At 71.3% G+C, this 19,116-nt stretch carries 22 protein-coding genes and 1 pseudogene; 5 read left to right on the top strand and 18 right to left on the bottom strand.

The annotated features are described in order from the left end of the window. Nucleotides 1-3 precede the first annotated feature (3 nt). From rpsH to rpsJ, 16 genes and pseudogenes are all read right to left on the bottom strand, one after another. The gene (rpsH, locus tag CLV56_RS12930) at nucleotides 4-411 is read right to left on the bottom strand and encodes a 30S ribosomal protein S8 (RefSeq protein WP_039345440.1); all 408 of its coding nucleotides are present in this window, start codon (nucleotides 409-411) and stop codon (nucleotides 4-6) included. 72 nt (nucleotides 412-483) lie between these two features. After that, a complete protein-coding gene (locus CLV56_RS12925) occupies nucleotides 484-669 on the bottom strand; it encodes a type Z 30S ribosomal protein S14 (protein ID WP_039345438.1) in 186 nt (61 codons plus the stop codon). 1 nt (nucleotide 670) lies between these two features. Then, nucleotides 671-1,240 carry a 50S ribosomal protein L5 gene (rplE, locus tag CLV56_RS12920; RefSeq protein ID WP_039345436.1) on the bottom strand — a complete coding sequence of 190 codons (570 nt, stop codon included), beginning with the start codon at nucleotides 1,238-1,240 and terminating at the stop codon, nucleotides 671-673. Beyond that, on the bottom strand, nucleotides 1,240-1,608 hold the full coding sequence (rplX, locus tag CLV56_RS12915) for a 50S ribosomal protein L24 (protein WP_039345433.1): 369 nt from the start codon (nucleotides 1,606-1,608) through the stop codon (nucleotides 1,240-1,242). Before rplX ends, rplE begins: the two co-directional genes overlap by 1 nt. Continuing rightward, the gene (gene rplN / locus CLV56_RS12910) at nucleotides 1,608-1,976 is read right to left on the bottom strand and encodes a 50S ribosomal protein L14 (protein ID WP_039345429.1); all 369 of its coding nucleotides are present in this window, start codon (nucleotides 1,974-1,976) and stop codon (nucleotides 1,608-1,610) included. The genes rplX and rplN overlap by 1 nt, the downstream gene beginning before the upstream one ends. Nucleotides 1,977-2,061: 85 nt before the next feature. Continuing rightward, nucleotides 2,062-2,334: a 30S ribosomal protein S17 gene (gene rpsQ / locus CLV56_RS12905; protein WP_039345427.1), complete on the bottom strand. Its 273-nt coding sequence runs from the start codon at nucleotides 2,332-2,334 to the stop codon at nucleotides 2,062-2,064. Continuing rightward, on the bottom strand, nucleotides 2,331-2,555 hold the full coding sequence (gene rpmC, locus CLV56_RS12900) for a 50S ribosomal protein L29 (protein WP_039345424.1): 225 nt from the start codon (nucleotides 2,553-2,555) through the stop codon (nucleotides 2,331-2,333). The genes rpsQ and rpmC overlap by 4 nt, the downstream gene beginning before the upstream one ends. Further along, a complete protein-coding gene (rplP, locus tag CLV56_RS12895; RefSeq protein ID WP_039345422.1) occupies nucleotides 2,555-2,974 on the bottom strand; it encodes a 50S ribosomal protein L16 in 420 nt (139 codons plus the stop codon). The genes rpmC and rplP overlap by 1 nt, the downstream gene beginning before the upstream one ends. A 3-nt stretch (nucleotides 2,975-2,977) precedes the next feature. Continuing rightward, entirely contained in the window at nucleotides 2,978-3,805 is an 828-nt protein-coding gene (gene rpsC, locus CLV56_RS12890; RefSeq protein ID WP_039345419.1) for a 30S ribosomal protein S3, read from the bottom strand. Next, complete coding sequence (gene rplV, locus CLV56_RS12885) at nucleotides 3,805-4,236, bottom strand: 50S ribosomal protein L22 (protein WP_100414932.1); 432 nt, start codon at nucleotides 4,234-4,236, stop codon at nucleotides 3,805-3,807. The genes rpsC and rplV overlap by 1 nt, the downstream gene beginning before the upstream one ends. 32 nt (nucleotides 4,237-4,268) lie before the next feature. Beyond that, nucleotides 4,269-4,550, bottom strand: coding sequence for a 30S ribosomal protein S19 (gene rpsS, locus CLV56_RS12880; protein WP_039345416.1), 282 nt, complete (start codon nucleotides 4,548-4,550; stop codon nucleotides 4,269-4,271). Nucleotides 4,551-4,563: 13 nt separating this feature from the next. Further along, nucleotides 4,564-5,394: a 50S ribosomal protein L2 gene (rplB, locus tag CLV56_RS12875; protein WP_039345413.1), complete on the bottom strand. Its 831-nt coding sequence runs from the start codon at nucleotides 5,392-5,394 to the stop codon at nucleotides 4,564-4,566. A 21-nt stretch (nucleotides 5,395-5,415) separates the two neighbouring features. After that, nucleotides 5,416-5,721 (bottom strand): 50S ribosomal protein L23, encoded by a 306-nt coding sequence (rplW, locus tag CLV56_RS12870; protein ID WP_039345410.1) that lies wholly within the window; start codon nucleotides 5,719-5,721, stop codon nucleotides 5,416-5,418. Between the two features lie 59 nt (nucleotides 5,722-5,780). Next, nucleotides 5,781-6,380: pseudogene (gene rplD / locus CLV56_RS12865) on the bottom strand (50S ribosomal protein L4); the annotation flags it as partial. Further along, a complete protein-coding gene (gene rplC / locus CLV56_RS12860) occupies nucleotides 6,377-7,036 on the bottom strand; it encodes a 50S ribosomal protein L3 (RefSeq protein ID WP_039345405.1) in 660 nt (219 codons plus the stop codon). The gene rplC and the pseudogene rplD, both read right to left, overlap by 4 nt. Before the next feature lie 13 nt (nucleotides 7,037-7,049). Next, nucleotides 7,050-7,358 carry a 30S ribosomal protein S10 gene (rpsJ, locus tag CLV56_RS12855; protein ID WP_039345402.1) on the bottom strand — a complete coding sequence of 103 codons (309 nt, stop codon included), beginning with the start codon at nucleotides 7,356-7,358 and terminating at the stop codon, nucleotides 7,050-7,052. 415 nt (nucleotides 7,359-7,773) lie between these two features. On the opposite strand from rpsJ, the gene CLV56_RS12850 reads away from it, so the two are divergent. The 4 genes from CLV56_RS12850 to CLV56_RS12835 all read left to right on the top strand — a co-directional run bounded on the left by CLV56_RS12850 (nucleotide 7,774) and on the right by CLV56_RS12835 (nucleotide 12,956). Beyond that, the gene (locus CLV56_RS12850) at nucleotides 7,774-8,745 is read left to right on the top strand and encodes a class I SAM-dependent methyltransferase (protein WP_039345399.1); all 972 of its coding nucleotides are present in this window, start codon (nucleotides 7,774-7,776) and stop codon (nucleotides 8,743-8,745) included. Nucleotides 8,746-8,860: 115 nt separating this feature from the next. Beyond that, nucleotides 8,861-9,385 (top strand): nucleoside deaminase, encoded by a 525-nt coding sequence (locus CLV56_RS12845; RefSeq protein ID WP_100415157.1) that lies wholly within the window; start codon nucleotides 8,861-8,863, stop codon nucleotides 9,383-9,385. Beyond that, nucleotides 9,385-10,257, top strand: a complete 873-nt coding sequence (locus CLV56_RS12840) for an FAD binding domain-containing protein (protein ID WP_039345397.1) — start codon at nucleotides 9,385-9,387, stop codon at nucleotides 10,255-10,257. The genes CLV56_RS12845 and CLV56_RS12840 overlap by 1 nt, the downstream gene beginning before the upstream one ends. Continuing rightward, nucleotides 10,254-12,956 carry a molybdopterin-dependent oxidoreductase gene (locus CLV56_RS12835; RefSeq protein WP_039345395.1) on the top strand — a complete coding sequence of 901 codons (2,703 nt, stop codon included), beginning with the start codon at nucleotides 10,254-10,256 and terminating at the stop codon, nucleotides 12,954-12,956. Before CLV56_RS12840 ends, CLV56_RS12835 begins: the two co-directional genes overlap by 4 nt. Before the next feature lie 165 nt (nucleotides 12,957-13,121). Here the strand turns inward: CLV56_RS12835 and CLV56_RS12830 are convergent, their stop codons facing one another. Next, on the bottom strand, nucleotides 13,122-14,219 hold the full coding sequence (locus tag CLV56_RS12830) for a sulfotransferase family protein (protein WP_039354846.1): 1,098 nt from the start codon (nucleotides 14,217-14,219) through the stop codon (nucleotides 13,122-13,124). Between the two features lie 168 nt (nucleotides 14,220-14,387). Here CLV56_RS12830 and CLV56_RS12825 point away from each other — a divergent pair, with 168 nt between their 5' ends. Next, complete coding sequence (locus CLV56_RS12825; RefSeq protein ID WP_039354849.1) at nucleotides 14,388-15,434, top strand: sulfotransferase family 2 domain-containing protein; 1,047 nt, start codon at nucleotides 14,388-14,390, stop codon at nucleotides 15,432-15,434. A gap of 40 nt (nucleotides 15,435-15,474) precedes the next feature. On the opposite strand, the gene CLV56_RS12820 is transcribed toward CLV56_RS12825, so the two are convergent. Next, nucleotides 15,475-18,984: a bifunctional glycosyltransferase/CDP-glycerol:glycerophosphate glycerophosphotransferase gene (locus CLV56_RS12820; RefSeq protein ID WP_170224791.1), complete on the bottom strand. Its 3,510-nt coding sequence runs from the start codon at nucleotides 18,982-18,984 to the stop codon at nucleotides 15,475-15,477. Between the last annotated feature and the right edge of the window lie 132 nt (nucleotides 18,985-19,116).

Here is a 19,116-nt window from a genome sequence, read left to right as displayed (position 1 = left end):
CCGTCACCAGACGTAGGCGAGGACTTCTCCGCCCACGCCCTTGCTCTTGGCCTGGCGATCGGTGAGGAGGCCCTGGCTGGTGGAGATGATCGCCACTCCCAGGCCGCCGAGCACCTTCGGCAGGTTGTTCGACTTGGCGTACACGCGCAGTCCGGGCTTGCTGATCCGGCGGATGCCGGCGATCGCCCGCTCGCGGTGGTTGCCGTACTTGAGGGTGATCGTGAGCGTCTTGCTCACCTCGCCCTCCGACGGGTCGGCCACCGCGTACTCGCTGATGTAGCCCTCTTGCTTCAGGATGTCCGCGACGCCGGCCTTGAGCTTGCTGTAGGGCATGCTCACCTCGTCGTGGAAGGCCTGATTGCCGTTGCGGACACGCGTCAGCATGTCCGCGATCGGATCGGTCATCGTCATGGTGGTGTTTCCACTTTCCTGCCACGGTTTCCGCGCGTGCGCGGACCTGCGGCGATCAGGGTCGAGTTGGGATTACCAGCTGCTCTTCGTGACGCCCGGGAGCTCACCGCGGTGAGCCATGTTCCGCAGGCAGATCCGGCACAGGCCGAACTTGCGGTACACGGACTTCGGGCGGCCGCAGCGCTGGCAGCGGGTGTAGGCGCGCACGGCGTACTTCGGCTTGCGCGCGGCCTTCACCTTGAGGGAGGTCTTCGCCATGTCAGTTCTCCTTGAACGGGAAGCCGAGCTTCTTGAGGAGCGCGCGCCCCTCCTCGTCGTTGGTCGCCGTGGTCACCACGGTGATGTCCATCCCGCGGCTCCGGTCGATCTTGTCTTGATCGATCTCGTGGAACATGACCTGCTCGGTGAGACCGAAGGTGTAGTTCCCGTTGCCGTCGAACTGCTTCGGCGACAGACCGCGGAAGTCACGGATACGGGGCAGCGCGATCGTCAGCAGACGGTCGAGGAACTCCCACATCCGGTCGCCGCGCATCGTCACGTGCGCGCCGATCGGCATGCCCTCGCGCAGCTTGAACTGCGCGATCGACTTGCGGGCGCGGGTGACCTGCGGCTTCTGGCCGGTGATCGCGGCCAGGTCGCGGATCGCACCCTCGATCAGCTTCGAGTCGCGCGCGGCCTCGCCGACGCCCATGTTGACGACGATCTTCGTCAGACCGGGCACCTGCATGACGTTCTCGTGCGAGAACTCCTCGCGCAGCGCCGGGAGGATCTCCTCGCGGTAGCGCGTCTTGAGCCGCGGCGTGACCTTCTCGATGGTCTCGGCGCTCATCAGATCTCCTCTCCGGTGCGCTTGGCGATGCGCACGCTGCGCTGCGCCGTGTACGTGGACCCGTCGGGCCGCTTCTTCGTGACCTCGTCGCGGCGGAAGCCGATCCGGGTCGGGACCTTCTCGCCGTCGACCTCGACGAGCAGCGCGACGTTGGAGACGTGGATCGGCGCCTCCTTGGTCACGATGCTGCTGGTCGCGCCGGGCTGGATCGCGCGCTGGTGGCGCTTGATGCGGTTGACGCCCTCGACGATGACGCGCTCGGACTCGGGGAACACCCCGATGACCTTGCCCTCGACACCGCGGTCCTTGCCGGCGAGCACGCGCACGTGGTCGCCCTTCTTGATCGTGAGGCTCTTGCGGTCGCTCATCACAGCACCTCCGGAGCGAGCGAGACGATGCGCATGAACCGCTTGTCGCGCAGCTCGCGGCCGACGGGGCCGAAGATGCGCGTGCCGCGGGGCTCACCATCGTTCTTCAAGATGACGGCGGCGTTCTCGTCGAACCGGATGTAGGAGCCGTCCGGACGACGGCGCTCCTTCGCGGTACGGACGATGACGGCCTTCACGACATCGCCCTTCTTGACGTTCCCGCCCGGGATCGCGTCCTTGACGGTGGCGACGATGGTGTCGCCGATCCCTGCGTATCGACGACCGGAGCCGCCGAGCACGCGGATGCACAGGATTTCCTTGGCACCCGTGTTGTCGGCGACCTTGAGTCGCGACTCCTGCTGGATCATCGGTTCTCTCCTGTTGTCTCGCCGGTTCTCGCGGTGGAGCCGCGAGCCTGACGGAACGAGTGGTTTCTATGCCTGGAAAGGCGTCTTACTTGGCCTTCTCGAGGACCTCGACGAGCCGCCAGCGCTTGGTCGCGGAGAGCGGACGCGTCTCGGCGATCAGCACGCGGTCGCCGATGCCGGCCTCGTTGGCCTCGTCGTGCGCCTTGAGCTTGCTGGTGCGGCGGAGCACCTTGCCGTACAGCGCGTGCTTCACGCGGTCCTCGACGCTCACGACGACGGTCTTGTCCATCTTGTCGCTGACGACGAGGCCCTCACGCACCTTGCGGCGGTTGCGCTCGCCTGCGGGGTTGTTCGTCATGCCTCTTCGCTTTCGATGATGCCGAGCTCGCGCTCCCGGACGACGGTGTAGATCCGCGCGATGTCCTTGCGGACCGTACGCAGCCGAGCGTTGTTCTCGAGCTGACCGGTCGCGGCCTGGAAGCGCAGGTTGAACAGCTCTTCCTTGGCCTCGCTCAGCTTGGTCGCGAGGTCGTCGGCACTCAGCTCGCGGAGGTCGTGAGCAGTGGTGCTCTTCGCCATCAGAAGTCACCTGCCTCGCGGGTCACGATCTTGCACTTCATGGGGAGCTTGTGGATCGCGCGACGCAGCGCCTCGCGGGCCACCGGCTCGGAGACGCCCGAGAGCTCGAACATCACGCGGCCGGGCTTCACGTTGGCGATCCACCACTCCGGGGAACCCTTGCCGGAACCCATGCGGGTCTCGGCCGGCTTCTTGGTCAGCGGACGGTCGGGGTAGATGTTGATCCACACCTTGCCGCCACGCTTGATGTGACGGGTCATCGCAATACGCGCCGACTCGATCTGGCGGTTGGTCACGTAGTGACCCTCCACCGCCTGGATGCCGAAGTCTCCGAACGCCAGCGACGTGCCGCCCTTGGCGGCGCCGCGACGCTTCGGGTGGTGCTGCTTGCGGTGCTTGACCCTGCGCGGGATCAGCATGGTTCAGCTCTCCGTTCCGTTGGCCGCGTCCGCCGGAGCGGCAGCGGCCTCACTGCTCGCGGGAGCGGCCTCGGCGGCCTGCTCCTGCTGACGGGCGGGACGCTCGGCGCGCTGACCGTCACGCGCCGGACGGCGACCACGACCGGGGCGCTGGCGACCCGGAGCGGCGGCACGGGCAGCGGCCTGGGCCTCGCGCTCGGCGCGGGTCCCGGCGACCTCACCCTTGTAGATCCAGACCTTCACGCCGATCCGGCCGAAGGTCGTCCGGGCCTCGTAGAAGCCGTAGTCGACGTCGGCACGCAGCGTGTGCAGCGGGACCCGGCCCTCGCGGTAGAACTCGGAGCGCGACATCTCCGCGCCGCCGAGCCGACCCGAGCACTGGATCCGGACGCCCTTGGCGCCGGCACGCATGGTCGACTGCAGCGCCTTGCGCATCGCGCGGCGGAACTGCACGCGACCCGCGAGCTGCTCGGCGACACCCTGGGCGACCAGCTGCGCATCGAGCTCGGAGTTCTTGACCTCGAGGATGTTCAGCTGGATCTGCTTGCCGGTGAGCTTCTCGAGGTCCGCGCGGATGCGGTCGGCCTCGGCGCCGCGGCGACCGATCACGATGCCCGGACGCGCGGTGTGGATGTCCACACGCACGCGGTCACGGGTGCGCTCGATCTCGACCCGGCTGATGCCGGCGCGGTCCATGCCCTTGGTCAGCATCCGACGGATCTTGATGTCCTCGCCGACGTAGCTGCCGTAGAGCTTGTCGGCGTACCAGCGGCTCTTGTGGTCGGTGGAGACGCCGAGACGGAAGCCGTGCGGGTTGATCTTCTGTCCCACTAGCGGTTCCCACCCTTCTTGTTCTGGCCCGCGACGACGTCACGGGGCTGCACGACGACCGTGATGTGGCTCGTGCGCTTCAGGATGCGGTTGGCGGCGCCGCGCGCCCGGGGGCGCCAACGCTTCATGGTCGGGCCCTCGTCGACCCTCACGGTCGAGACGACCAGGGTCGAACGGTCGAGGCCCTCGGTGGTCTCGGCGTTCGCGACCGCGCTCGCAACCAGCTTGTAGACGTCGCTCGCCGCGCCCTGCGGCGCGAACTGCAACAGCGCCAGCGCCTCGTCCACGTCCAGGCCACGAACCAGGTCGACGACCCGTCGCGCCTTCTGCGGAGTGACGCGGACGAAGCGTGCGACCGCGAAGGCGCCGGGCTCGTCGCCGAGCAGGCTCTCGCGCCGGGCGCTGACGCCCTTACGCTCCAATGTGCTCATCTCTTCGAACTCTTCCCTCGTTGTCGCCCGCGTCAGCGGCGGCGGCTCTTCCGGTCGTCCTTGACGTGTCCGCGGAAGGTACGCGTCGGTGCGAACTCGCCCAGCTTGTGGCCCACCATCGCGTCGGTGATGAACACCGGCACGTGCTTGCGGCCGTCGTGGACCGCGACGGTGTGGCCGATGAAGGACGGGAGGATCATCGAGCGGCGCGACCAGGTCTTGATCACCTGGTGGGTGCCGGCCTCGTTCTGAGCCTCCACCTTCTTGAGCAGGTGGTCGTCGACGAACGGCCCCTTCTTCAAACTGCGTGGCATGTCAGGTTCTTCCTCAGCGCTTTCCGGTCTTGCGGCGACGGACGATCAGCTTGTCGCTGGCCTTCTTCTTGCGGGTGCGGCCTTCCGGCTGACCCCACGGCGACACCGGGTTGCGTCCACCCGACGTCTTGCCCTCGCCACCGCCGTGCGGGTGGTCGATCGGGTTCATCGCGACACCGCGCACGGTCGGGCGCTTGCCCTTCCAGCGCGAGCGGCCGGCCTTGCCCCAGTTGATGTTCGACTGCTCGGCGTTGCCGACCTCGCCGATGCTCGCGCGGCAGCGCACGTCGACGTAGCGCATCTCGCCGGACGGCAGCCGCAGCTGTGCGCGGGTGCCCTCCTTCGCGACGAGCTGGACGCGAGCGCCGGCCGAGCGACCCATCTTGGCGCCGCCACCGGGACGGAGCTCGATCGCGTGCACGACCGTGCCGACCGGGATGTTGCGCAGCGGCAGGTTGTTGCCGGGCTTGATGTCGGCGGCCGGGCCGGCCTCGACGTTCATGCCCTGCCTCAGGCCCTCGGGCGCGATGATGTAGCGCTTCTCGCCGTCGGCGTAGTGCAGCAGCGCGATCCGCGCGGTGCGGTTCGGGTCGTACTCGATGTGCGCGACCTTCGCCGGGACGCCGTCCTTGTCGTAGCGACGGAAGTCGATGACGCGGTAGGCGCGCTTGTGACCGCCACCCTGGTGCCGGGTGGTGATCCGGCCCTGGTTGTTGCGGCCGCCCTTCTTGGGCAGCGGCTTGGTCAGGGACTTCTCGGGCGTCGAGCGCGTGATCTCGCTGAAGTCGGCCACCGACGAGCCACGGCGGCCCGGGGTGGTCGGCTTGTACTTACGGATTGCCATGCGTACTCAGTCCTCGTTCCCTCAGGCGCCCGGCGCAGCGAAGATGTCGATGCTCTGGCCCGGGGCGACGCTCACGATCGCCCGCTTGACGGCGGCACGCTTGCCGACGCCGAAGCGGGTGCGACGCGTCTTGCCCTTGCGGTTCTGGGTGTTCACCGCCGTGACCGTCACGCCGAAGACCTTCTCGACGGCGATCTTGATCTCGGTCTTGTTGGCGTCCGGCCGCACGATGAACGTGTACTTGTTCTCGTCGAGCAGGCCGTAGCTCTTCTCGCTCACGACCGGCGCGATCAGGACGTCGCGCGGATCCTTGTGCAGCGTGCTCACTTGTCGTCACCGTCCTTCGCGGTCGCGGCGGCGCTCAGCTTGACGGTCTCGGCCTCGCCGCTGGAGCGCAGCGCGACGAACGCGTCGAACGCTGCCTTGGTGAAGACCACGTCGTCGCTGAGCAGCACGTCGTAGGTGTTGAGCTGGTCGGCCGTCAGCAGGTTCGCGCCCGGCACGTTGCGCAGGCTGCGCACCGTGACCTGGTCGTCGCGGTCGACGACCACCAGCACCCGCGGGCGGGCGGTGATGTCGCGGAGCGCGGCGAGCGCCTGCTTGGTCGACGGCACGTCGCCGTCGATCAGGCTCTCGACCACGGTGAGGCGGCCGTTGCGGACCCGGTCCGACAGGGCACCGCGGAGCGCGGCGGCCTTCATCTTCTTCGGGGTGCGCTGGTCGTAGCTGCGCGGCGTCGGCCCGTGGACCGTGCCACCGCCGGCGAACTGGGGCGCGCGGATCGATCCCTGACGGGCGCGGCCGGTGCCCTTCTGGCGGTACGGCTTGCGGCCGCCGCCGGCGACCTCGCCGCGGGTCTTGGTGTCGTGGGTGCCCTGGCGCGCGGCAGCGAGCTGGGCGACGACGACCTGGTGGATCAGCGGGATGTTGGTCTGCGCGTCGAAGATGTCCTTGGGGAGATCGACGTCGAGGACGTTCGCGGTCACTTCGCGGCTCCCTTCTTGACGCCGGTGCGGATCATGACGACCCCGCCCTTCGGCCCGGGGACAGCACCCTTGATCAGGATGAGGCCCTTCTCGGTGTCGACGGCGTGGACGGTCAGGCTCTGGGCGGTGACGCGGTCCGAGCCCATGCGGCCGGCCATCCGCAGCCCCTTGAAGACGCGGCCCGGGGTGGCGCAGCCACCGATCGAGCCCGGCTTGCGGTGGTTGCGGTGCGCGCCGTGCGAGGCACCGACGCCGGCGAAGCCGTGGCGCTTCATGACGCCCGCGAAGCCCTTGCCCTTCGTGGTGCCGGTGACGTCGACGAAGTCACCGGCGGCGAAGATCTCGGGGCTGAGCTCCTGGCCCACCTCGTAGTCGGAGACGGCCTCGGTGCGGATCTCGGCGAGGTGACGGCGTGCGGTGACGCCGGCCTTGCCGAAGTGCCCGGACTGCGGCTTGTTGACCTTGCGCGGGTCGATCTCGCCGAAGCCGATCTGGACCGCGGTGTAGCCGTCGGTCTCGGCCGTGCGGATCTGCGTCACCACGTTGGTGTCGGCGGCGATCACGGTCACGGGGACCACGCGGTTGTTCTCGTCCCACGTCTGGGTCATGCCGAGCTTGCGCCCGAGCAGCCCGACGGGTGCGTTCTGCTTGCTCATCAGTGATCGGTCCTCAGAGCTTGATCTCGATGTCGACGCCGGCAGGCAGGTCGAGGCGCATCAGCGAGTCGACGGTCTTCGGCGTGGGGTCGATGATGTCGATCAGGCGCTTGTGGGTGCGCATCTCGAAGTGCTCGCGGCTGTCCTTGTACTTGTGCGGCGAACGGATGACGCAGTAGACGTTCTTCTCCGTCGGCAGCGGCACAGGACCAGCGACCGTGGCGCCCGTACGGGTGACGGTGTCGACGATCTTGCGCGCCGAGGTGTCGATCACCTCGTGGTCATAGGCCTTGAGCCTGATGCGGATCTTCTGTCCCGCCATGCTCTCGCTTCGTCCTTCTCTTCGTCCTGCCTCGGTCTCTCCACCTCGAGGTCCGAGGTGAAGCTGTGCTCCCCTCCGACCCCCGAGGTCGGGCGTGTCGCGCGCGCTGAGCACGCGCGTATCCGTCACACCTCTGGAGTTTGATGGTTGGGCCCAGTCCGTCAGCCGCGCTCTTCGGCGCGATCGCCGTCCTCCTGGCCAGGCTCGGCCGCAGAGCAGCCGTACCGGAGCAACTTTCCAAGTTTGACAGACCCGACCCCGCGATGCCAAATCCAGGCCCGCTCGATCGGGAGAGATGCGTCTCACCCGGAGTTCTCGACCATCGTACGGGACCGCCCAAGCGCGCGGGACGGCGGACGTGTCCGGACTCCGTCGCCGGCGCGCCGCCGGCACCGCGAGCGGCTAGGCTCGACCGATGCCGAACGCGTTCCGAGGTGTTCGCGCGGCCACCGGGCGGATCCGCCGGGTGGCCGCCGGCCTGACCGACCCGGTCTCGCGTCCCGCCTACCTGGACGCCCTGCGTCGCGCTGCACGCTCGCGCCGGACGGGCACGCCGCCCGGAGGGTGTCGCGTGTGCGGGTCCCCGCGCGTGCGGAGCCGGACGATCACGTCGGCGCACTTCAGCGACCGCACGATCCGGATCGTCGAGTGCCGGGTCTGCGGTTTCATCGGCATCCCGAAAGGTCGCAGCAGCTACCACGACGTCACCGACCTCGACGAGATCCGGGTGAGGACCTCGGGGACCGTCCGGGTCGGCACGCACGAGACGCCGGGCCGCGAGTACCAGATGGCGCGCATGGCGGTCGACATCCTCGCCCGCCGCGACCCCGTCGACGTCCTGGTGTACGGCGCCGGCCGCAGCGTCGACAACGTCCACATCGCCCGCCTCGACGGCGTGGACCACGTGGCGATCGGCGACATCGTGCGGCTGCGCGACGACGCCGACTTCGTCGACGTGGGCCGCCCCTCGTCGGGTCGCCGCTTCCACGTGGTGATCGCGAGCGAGGTGGTGGAGCACTTCCGTGAGCCTCGGGCCGACTTCGACACCCTGTTCTCGTTCGTGGCCTCGGACGGGCTGCTGGTGTGCGGCACGAACGTCTACGGCGGCTGGAGGCTCAGCAAGGACCGCTACCCGTTCTTCCACGACCACACGGCCTACTACTCGCCCGAGTCCCTGCTGAGGATCGCGACGCGCGCCGGCTACCGGATCGACTTCCGTCCGACCGGCCTGTCCCGCGGACGCAAGCGCTACGTGCTGCTGTCGCGGTCCGAGCGGGTGATGAGCCGGGTCGCGTGCTACTTCGGCACCCGCACCTACGCACCCTCGGAGGCGCGCCCCGAGCCCGAGCCCGGCACCCCGCGGGCGCCTCGTCGAGAGACCTCGTGAGCCGTGATCCGGACAAGGCGAGGATGACGGACGGGCACGTACGGCAATCTGGGGGTTACGCGGATGGAGTCGGGGCTTAACGCCTGTCTCCGATGCTGTGCGGATGGAGAGTGCGATGACGAGCAGACAGCCCGACCACCGTACGGCCGGGACTCCGGCCGCGGCGACCCGTACGACCCGGGCCCTGCTCGAGCGTGCGGTCGCGCTCGCGGAGTCCAACGTCGCCGAGGGCGGCGGGCCGTTCGGGGCGGTGATCGCGGTCGGCGACCGGGTCGTCGCCGAGGCCGGCAACCGGGTCACCCGTGACCTGGACCCGACCGCGCACGCCGAGGTCACGGCGATCCGAGCCGCGTGCCGTGAGCGCGGCGACTTCCGGCTGGACGGAGCGGTCCTCTACTCCTCGTGCGAGCCGTGCCCGATGTGCCTGGCCGCCGCGCTCTGGGCGCGGCTCGACGCGGTCCACTTCGCCGCCGACCGGCACGACGCCGCGCGCGGCGGCTTCGACGACCTGGCGTTCTACGAGGAGCTGGCCCGGCCCCGCGAGGGCTGGAGCCGCACGGTGGTCCGGCAGGTCCTGGTCGCGGGGGCGGTCCGTCCGTTCGACGCCTGGCTCGCCACCGACCGCCGGACGGAGTACTGATGGACCTCCTGGACGTGGAGGCGCACGAGCTGGTCACCGACCGCGGTCAGCTGTCCGACGTGCGGCCGGGCGACGCGTGGCTCGCGGGCGGCACCTATCTCTTCTCCGAGCCGCAGCCCGGCCTGCGGCGGCTGCGGGACCTGACCGCGATGGACTGGCCGGCACTCGTCGTGGACGACGACGGTCTCGAGATCGCGGCGACGTGCACGCTGGGGACCCTGGCCGCTGCCTGCGGCGACCCCGCGCCGCTGCTGCGGGCGGGGGGCGTGAGGGCCGCCGGCCCGACGGCGCTGCCCGACGGGTGGACCCTCCCGGCGCTCGCCCGGCAGTGCCTCGACGCCCTGCTCGCCGGCTTCAAGGTCTGGAGCAGCGCCACCGTCGGCGGCAACGTCTGCCTCGGCCTCCCCGCCGGCGCGATGACCTCGATGCTCGCGGCGCTGGACGCCGAGGTGCTCGTCTGGCGTCCCGACGGCACCAGCCGTACGACGCGCGTCCCGGACCTCGTGATCGGCGACGGCGTGACGTCGCTGGGGCCGGGTGAGCTGGTCCGGTCGTTCCGGGTCCCTCTCCCCTCGTGCACCGCGCCGGTCGGCTTCCGCCGGGCCTCGCGTGCCACCCGGGGGCGCTCGGGCGCGGTGCTGATCGCGCGGCGCGACGGTGACGAGGCGGTCCTGACCGTGTCCGCTGCGGTGCCCCGACCACTCGTCCTGAGACTGCCGGCCGACGCCGACGCGGACCTGGTCGCCGAGCGCGTCGACGAGCGCGTCGGTGGCGCGTGGCTGGACGACGCGTACGGCGCGGCCGACTGGCGTCGGCACTGTGCGCGCCGTCTCGGCGCCGAGGTGGTCGCCGAGGTCGGAGCAGCGCGATGAGCATCCGGGTCAACGGCGCCGAGGTCGACGCACACCCCGAGGCGGGCCGGTGCCTGCGGACGTTCCTGCGCGACGTCGGGTGCGGCGACGTGAAGAAGGGGTGCGACGCCGGCGACTGCGGCGCCTGCACGGTGCTCCTCGACGACGTCCCGGTGCACTCCTGCATCACCCCGGCGGTGCGCGCCGTGGGCCGCGACGTCACCACCGCCGCGGGCCTCTCCCCCGGCGAGGACACCGCCGACGTCGCGCGCCGGTTCCGCGAGGCGCAGGGCTTCCAGTGCGGGTTCTGCACGTCCGGGATGGTCACGACCGCCGCGTGCCTCTCGGAGGCCGACGGCGACGACCTCGAGCGGCTGCTCAAGCAGAACCTGTGCCGCTGCACCGGGTACCGCGCGATCCGCGACGCGATCGCGGGCCGACGCAACACCGAGCCCGACGACGTCGAGGGTCCGGTCGGTCGGAGCATCGGCTCGGCCGCAGGACCGGACCTCGTGCGCGGCCGGGCTCGGTTCACCCTCGACGACCCGCCCGCCGGGCTGCTGCACGCGGCCGTGGTACGCTCGCCCCACCCGCACGCCCGGATCCTCGAGGTCGACACGGCGGCCGCGCTCTCCCGACCGGGCGTCGTCGCCGTGCTGACGCACCACGACGTCCCGGACGTCGCCTTCTCCACGGCCCGGCACCACCACCGCACCGACGACCCCCTCGACACCCGGGTGCTGGACTCCCGCGTCCGTTTCGTCGGGCAGCGCGTGGCCCTGGTCGTGGCGGAGACCCCGCAGGACGCGCAGCGAGCCGTACGCGACGTCGCCGTGCGCTACGAGCCGCTGCAGGCGGTGACCGATCCCGAGGCGGCACGCCGGCCGGGAGCGCCTCTGCTGCACGCGGACGCGCCGGACGACGCCGGGATCGCCGATCCGGCCCGCAACGTCGTCGCCCGGATCGACTCCGAGATCGGCGACGTCGACGCGGCGCTCGCCGGCGCGGCCCACCTGGTCGAGGCCACGTTCTCCACCGGCCGCGTGCAGGCGACGCACCTGGAGACGCACGGCGCCGTCGGCTGGCTCGAGGGCGAGACGCTCGTGGTGCGCACCAGCAGTCAGGTTCCCTACCTCGTCCGCGACGAGCTCGCGCTCCTGCTCGGTCGCGACCCGACGACCGTGCGCGTGGAGACCACCCGGGTCGGCGGCGGGTTCGGGGCCAAGCAGGAGATGCTGGTCGAGGACCTGGTCGCGCTCGCGGTGCTGCGGACCGGACGGCCGGTCCAGCTCGAGCTGTCGAGGACCGAGCAGCTGACGGCGACGACGACCCGGCACCCGATGCGGATCCGGGTCCGCGCCGGCGCCGACGCCGACGGCCGGCTGTGCGCCCTCGACGTCGACGTGCTCTCCGACACCGGCGCCTACGGCAACCACGGGCCGGGGGTGCTCTTCCACGGGTGCAACGAGTCGATCGCGATCTACCGCTGTGCCGCCAAGCGGGTCCGCGGCGAGGCCGTCTACACCAACACCGTGCCCGCGGGGGCGTTCCGCGGCTACGGCCTGGGGCAGGTCGTCTTCGCCCTCGAGCAGGTCGTCGACGAGCTGGGGCGCAGGGCCGGGCTCGACCCGTTCGAGACGCGTGCACGCAACGTCGTCCTGCCGGGCGACCCGATGGTCGCGTGGTCGACGGAGCCCGACGACGTCGTGTACGGCAGTCACGGTGCGCTCGAGTGCCTGCGGCTCGCATCAGACCGGCTCGAGAGCCACGCGCCGCCGCCCGGTCCGCAGTGGCGGGTCGGGCGCGGCGTCGCGCTGGCGATGATCGACACGATCCCGCCCCGCGGACATCGAGGCGAGGCCACCGTGCGGCTCCTGCCCGGCGGGACGTACGAGGCGCGGTGCGGGACGGCCGAGTTCGGCAACGGGAGCACGACCACCCACCTCCAGCTCGTGGCCCAGACGCTCGCCACCACGACCGCGCGGGTCCGGCTCGTGCACGGCACCACCGCGTCGGTCGGCCACGACACCGGCGCGTTCGGCTCGACCGGGATCGTCGTCGCCGGCGCCGCGCTGCAGGCGGCGGCGCGCGATCTGGCGGAACAGCTGGTCGCGGCAGCGGCGGCGCGGGTCGGCGGCGACCCGGGGTCCGCTCGGCTCGAGTCCGACGCGGTCGTCGTCGACGCGACGCGGGTCCCGCTCGCCGACCTCGTCGCGACGGACGACGGGCCACTCGTCGGGCGCGGGCACGCCGACGGCTCGCCGCGCTCGGTGGCGTTCAACGTCCAGGCGTTCGAGGTGGCGGTCGACGTCGAGTCGGGCGAGGTCCGGATCCTCGGCTCGGTGCACGCCGCCGACGCCGGGGTGGTCCTGAATCCTGAGCAGTGCCGCGGGCAGATCGAGGGCGGCATCGCCCAAGGGATCGGCACCGCGCTCTACGAGGAGGTCGTGGTCGGCGCCGACGGAGTGGTCCGGACGCCGGTGCTGCGCACGTACCACGTGCCGCAGATCGGGGACGTGCCGTCGACCGACGTGCTGTTCGCGACGACGTACGACACGGTCGGACCCCAGGGCGCGAAGTCGATGAGCGAGTCCCCGTACAACCCGGTCGCTCCGGCCCTCGCGAACGCGATCCGCGACGCCGTCGGGGTCCGGATGACCGAGCTGCCGATGTCGCGCGACCGGGTCTGGCGCGCGATCGCGGCGCAGTCGCAGTCGTAGCCGGATGCGTCTCGACATTGCGGCGCTGTGGACCGGCATCTCGACATTCCCGTTGCCCGAGCACCGTCGATGTCGAGACCCACGTCGATGTCGAGACCCACGTCCCCCGGTCCGGCGGCGCGCACCACCGTCCAGACCCACCGACGCGACGGCCCGGGCGCCGTTCTAGGAGCGGATGCGACGGGCCGCGGCCCGGAGGCGGGCCCGTACGGTCCGGGACTCGGCCTCGCGTCGCGCACGGGTCGCGGCCTTCTCGGCCCCCTGGCGCGCACGCTCGGCGCCCGCGGCGCGGGCGGCCCGCTCCCCTGCCTTGCGCGCGGCCTGGGTGAGGTCGAGCGCGTCGGTGAAGTAGCGGTCGTAGTCCTCGCGGAGGCGGTCGAACGCGGCCGGGTCCCCGTCCGCGCCCGTCGTGAGCGGCTCGAAGGCGTCCCAGGTCCGCTGCGCGAGGTCGGCCAGGGCGACGGGGACGTCGAGGTCGTCCCAGGAGACCGTGACGCGACGCAGACCCGGGTCGATGAAGTCCTCGACCGGGTGCGGCGAAGCATCGGCCGGCGGCTGCAGCCGCAGATCCAGCTGGTCGGCGACACGGGTGAGCTCCGGACGCCAGTCGGCGAGCAGGTCCTGGTAGCGCACGAAGACGCGGTCGTACGACCGCGAGGCCCGCTCGGCCTCCAGCGCGGCGTTCAGCCATCCCGCGACCTGGCGGATCGCGCCGGCACGACGCTCGGCGGGGTCGGTGACCTGGAAGTAGTAGGTGTTGCGGCTGCCGGAGACCTCCGCGGGGTGCCGCAGCATCGTGAGGAAGCGCGGCTTCACCCCGAGGTCGTCGCACGCCTCGGTCCACAGGTCGACGAAGTGCACGGTCCGCGGGTCCTTGAGCACGACCTGGTCGTGCTCGTCGAGCGCCGAGCCGATCCACGCGCGCACCTCGGCCCGGACCTCGCCCTGGGCGTACGGGCGGAGGCGGTCGGCGATCCGCGGCGTGGGGTCGAGGTCCCCGACGCGCGCCTCGGTGAGGATGCGGTGCTGGAGCCCGACCATCCAGCTCGGCTCGAAGTGGCCACGAGGATTGCTGTCGTCGGCCGAGATCGCCGGGCCCGGGACGGCGACGCCGGACATGCTCAGGGCGCCCGCGATCGAGCTGGTCCCGCTGCGACCGGGGCCGAGCACGATCACCACCCGCGCGTCCTCACGTGAGCTCGTCTCACGTGAGCTCGTGTCACGCGAGCTCGTCTCACGAGCATCGGTCGGCTGGTCGTCCATGGAGGTCCTCGGGTCGTCGGGCGGACGCGGCGATCCTACCCATCCCACACCCCGACCACGGCCTCGGTCGAGCCTCGCACGCACCCGCAACGTACTGTTCACCAACCGGTCGCCGAACTGTCGCTTGCCGCGCGTGACCGCCGGGTCGGGACCCAGCATGCTTGACCCATGAGTCCCTCGCCGCTGGCCCGCAACGCGTTCATCCTGCCCGAGCACCGCATCGAGTTCGTCTCGATCGCCAAGAACGCCTGCACGAGCCTCCAGTGGATGCTCGCGGACCTGGCGGGCGAGGACCTCGCGGCCTTCCGGGGCAGCACCCGGGCCGAGGTCTCGCCCCGGATGACGATCCACGACCGGTCCCGCTACCGCCACGTCCTGCGTCCGGCCGAGCTCGACGACGACCAGCAGGCTCAGGTCCGGCCCGACAACGGCTGGTTCTGCTTCGCCGTCGTCCGCGACCCGCGCGTGCGCGCGTTCTCGGCGTGGCAGTCGAAGTTCCTCCAGCGCGATCCGATCTACATGAGGCTGTACGGCGGCGAGCCGTGGATCCCCCGCATCCCCCAGCGTCCCGAGGACGTCCTCGAGGACTTCGCGTCCTTCGTCCGCGTGTTCGCCTCGGATCGGGGCCACCGGCTGCACGACGATCCCCACTTCCGGCTCCAGACCTCCCGGATCGACGACCAGGCGGCCGGATTCAGCCGCGTCTACGACGTCAGCGAGCTCGGCGAGCTGACCTCGGACCTCGCAGCCCACCTCGTGCGGATCGACAAGCCGGCAGAGCCGACGCTCGGCCGGGAGAACGACACCGCGCTCGCCGTGCACGGGGCGCTGTTCGCCGACGGGGTGCGCGAGCTCCTCGAGCAGGTCTACGCCCCGGACCTCGCGGCCTACGGTGAGCGTTGGGACTTCGACCGTGTGCTCGCGCGGGAGCCCGTCTGGGCGCCTGAGGCCTTCCGCGACATCGCGTCGCGCGCGACGATGGGCGAGCGGATCGGGGACCTGGCGCGGATCGCGAACGCGCTGCGGGCCGAGAACCGCGACCTCGCGGACCGCCTCGCCCGGGCCGAGGCCCGGGTCGAGCGCCTGCGCAGCGCGAAGGAACAGCTCCGGTCCGCGCGGGAGCAGCAGGCCGACCGTCTGAGGACGCTGGAGCGGCGCGACCCGCTGACGCTCCTCGCGCGCGGCTCGCGCAAGGTCCGCCGACCCGGCGCGTAGGGCCGCCGCCCCGGCGTCGCCGAGCGGGGGTGACCCGCCCTCAGCGCAGGACGGCGTCCAGCACCCGTCCTGCGGCCTTGCCGTCGTCCCACGGCGCGAACCGCTGCCGGAGCTCGGCGTACGCCGCTCCGTGGCGATCGTGGTAGGTGGCGTGCTCCGCGACGTCGCCGGCGAGCTCCTCGACGTCGACGTGCAGCGCGCTCGGCGCGATCTCGGCGAGGTCGTGGTACGCGGGGCGGGTCTTGAGGTGGTCGGCGAGATCCGGGGTGAAGAAGTACAGCGGCTTGCCGGTCACCGGCACGTCGAACATCAGCGACGAGTAGTCGGTGACGACCACGTCGACAGCGACCACCAGCGGGGCGACGTCCGGGTGGTCGGTGACGTCCACGACCTGGGCGGACCGGCCGATCCGGTCGGCGGCTCGGGCGTTCAGCGGGTGGCCGCGGTGGAGCACCACCCAGTCGGGTCCGAGCGCGGCCGCCAGTCGCTGCAGGTCGAGCCCGTCGTAGCGCTTCGCTGCCCACCCGACGCGCAGGGTCTCCCGGTAGGTCGGCGCGTACAGCAGGACCCGACGGTCGCCCGGGATCCCCAGGGCATCCCGCACCCGTGCGGTGTCGTGGCCCGTCGCCGACACGAGCAGGTCGTTGCGAGGGGAGCCGACCTCGAGGATCGTGCCGTCGAAGGCCAGGTCCTCCCCGAAGAGCTTGGTGCAGAACGGGCTCGACGACAGCAGCAGGTCCCAGGTCGCGGCCTCCTCGCGGATCTCCTCGAGGACCGTCGGCGACTCCTTCTCGTGCCGGGCGGCGGCCAGCCCGATCAGCGAGAACGGCGTGCCGTGCCAGGTCTGCACGTGGGTCTGGTGCGGGTGGGCGGGGTACTCCCACATCCCCGAGGTGCTGTTGTTCACGACGAGCCGCGACCGCGCGAGCTTCTCGTACCACGCACGGGAGCCGTCGAGCACCGGCGTCGTGCCGGGCGGCACCGGGACCGACAGGTCCCGCACGCCCCAGTAGACCTGCAGGTCCAGGCCGCGGCGCTCGATCTCCCGCTGCAGGGCGAGCGCGGAGTCGGCGGCCCGGTGCCCGTCGTCGGTCCTGAGGAAGACGGCGTCCTCGGGACGGACCACCGAACGGCGCCCGTGATGCTCGAGCATCTGGCGCCGCGCCCAGCCGCCGCGATCCTCGAGCGGGATCGGGGCCGTGATCTTCACACCGACGTCCTGGCCGGCGATCCTCAGCACCTCGACGTCGGCAGCCTGCTGACGGCTGATCGTCCGGAAGGCGGCCATCGCCGACGCCGACGCCGCGACCGGGATGGGCCGGGCCGCGACCACCGACCCCGCCGCGTCGCGCACGATCGTCCGGGCACGCAGCAGGTAGAGCCCCTCGGACCACGGTCGACGCACGCCGTACGCGTCGGTGCGGGCAAGGTCGAACGTCACCGACGGCCGGCCGTGGTGCGTCGCCGGCTCGTGCCACTGCGGGTTCGTGTCGTCGACCCGGCACAGGGCGAGCTCCACCGACCGCGATCCGAGCGCGACGACGGAGAAGCGGACGCGCAGGTCGGCTCCGACCCGAGCGTCGGTGACGGTCACCGCGTCGGCCGCCTCCTCCACCAGGAGCCAGCCGTTGGCGCTCGGACGCGCGGCGAGCCCGTCGGCCTGCTCCGGCAGGATCGGCTCCACCTGGTTGCCCCAGGCGACCGGGCCCTCGCGTCCCGCCAGGTCCATCCGCAGCCGCCACATCGCCCGCGGGGAGGGGTCGGGGACCTCGAAGCGCGCCCGGACCCGGTCCTCGCCCAGCACCTCGACGGGAGAGACCTCCTGGCACAGGAGCACCGACTCGCGCAGCCGGGCGGTCCCGACCGGGTCGGAGGCGAGCCGCTTGCGGTCCGACGGGCTGGTCAGGCGGGCCTCGACCGTGAGCGTACGGTCCTCGACGTCGACCCGCTCGGCGATCAGGCGCGGGCGACGGAGTTCGATGCCGACGTCCTCGCCGGGAGCGAAGACCGGCGCGACCTGGAGGTCGTCGCCGACGATCCGCGGGGCCAGCGCGGACAGCGGGCCGCCGCGGAGCACGCCGCGGACCCGGTCGACGACCTCGCCCGACTCGGTGGTGATGCCGACCACGAGGTCCCACCGCTCGGGACGCCTCCCCTTCTTGAGCGGCGCCACGACGTCGTAGGAGATCTCGACCTCGAACCCGACGTCGCCGAGGTGGTGGTGCGGGTCGCTGCTGGTCGCCATCGCCTGCGGGGACGGGATGCGCCGCACGACCAGCGGTGCGCGCCGTGAGGTCTCCACGTTCTCCAGCCAGATCGACAGGCGCTGGTCGGCAGGTCGCCGGAACGGGAGGTAGGCCCATCCCGACAGCACCAGGGAGTCGGTGTCGGTCCACAGCCCGTCGTTGATCTGCACCCGCGGTCGCGCCTCGAGCGTCAGCTCGCGGTCGATCTTGGCGAGGCTCGGCCAGTCCTCGGGGACGGCGGCGCCGTCGAGGAACACCTTGCGCCGACGACGCACGACCGGGAGGTCGTCACGGTTCTCGGTGTACCAGCGCTGGATCGCCGGGATCATCTCCGGTCGGCCCTCGCAGAGAGCGCGGTAGTGCACCCGCCGCTCCTGCGGGAGCGTGCGCTTGACCCGGTCCGGCGCCTTGCCCCAGTAGTGCCGCGCCGCCCGGACCACGACCTCGTCGAAGGCGTGGTCGATGCCACGGACGTGCTTGACGTGCGTCCACAGGTCGCCCTCGAGCGTGCGCTGGAAGAAGATGTCGAGCAGGTCCCGCTCGGAGCCGCCCGCGAGCTCGCGGTAGACGACGTCCATCATCTCGAGCTTGTCGGTGATCGTGCGCAGGTCGGACTTCTGCTGGGTGATCGAGCTCTGCTCCGACCGGACCCGCCACTTGTACGTCGGGATCCGCAGGACGTCGACGCTCGCGGCGGCACGGTAGGCCCGGAACATCGGCACGATGTCCTCGTACAGCTTGCCCTCGGGGAACGACAGGTCGGCGCCGTCCCAGAAGTCGCGTCGGTACACCTTGTTCCAGGTGACGGTGTCGTAGAGCAGCGTGGTGTGCTTCGCGAGGCTGGTCGCCGTCCGGTCGGCCTGGTGCGACAGCTTCTGGTTCCACGACTGCCACGAGGACTGATCGTCGAAGCGGTACACGTTGCCGGTGACGAAGTCCGAGCCCGACGTCAGCAGGCTCGAGACCTGACGACGATAGGCGTCGTCGTACAGCAGGTCGTCGCTGTCGATGAAGGTGAGGAGCTCGCCGGTCGCCTCCTTGACACCGTTGTTGCGGGCGTTCGACAGACCGCCGTTGGGCTGGTGCAGCACGCGGACCCGCGAGTCGGACGCTGCGTAGTCGTCGCAGATGTCCCCGCAGGTGTCCGGCGACCCGTCGTCGACCAGGACCAGCTCCAGGTTGCGGTACGACTGGCCCAGAACGCTGTCGACCGCCGAGCGGAGGTAGCGCTCGACCTTGTACACGGGCATCACGACGCTGAGCAGCGGGTCGGCACTCGGACGGGCTGGGGGGACTGAGGCCATGCGGGCACAGTAGGGCGCGAATGATCCGTACAGGCTTCGGTCGGACGAACGCCTGACCAACGCCAGGTGAACGGCGCTCCGGGCCGCCTGCCGGACGGAGCAGCCGACGGTCCGACGACCAGCAGATGAGAC

Origin of the sequence: Mumia flava, from assembly GCF_002797495.1 — a bacterium.
Taxonomy (GTDB): Bacteria; Actinomycetota; Actinomycetes; order Propionibacteriales; family Nocardioidaceae; genus Mumia; species Mumia flava.
The sequence above is the reverse complement of the archived record's forward strand: the minus strand, read 5'-3'. Positions and strand labels throughout refer to the sequence as shown.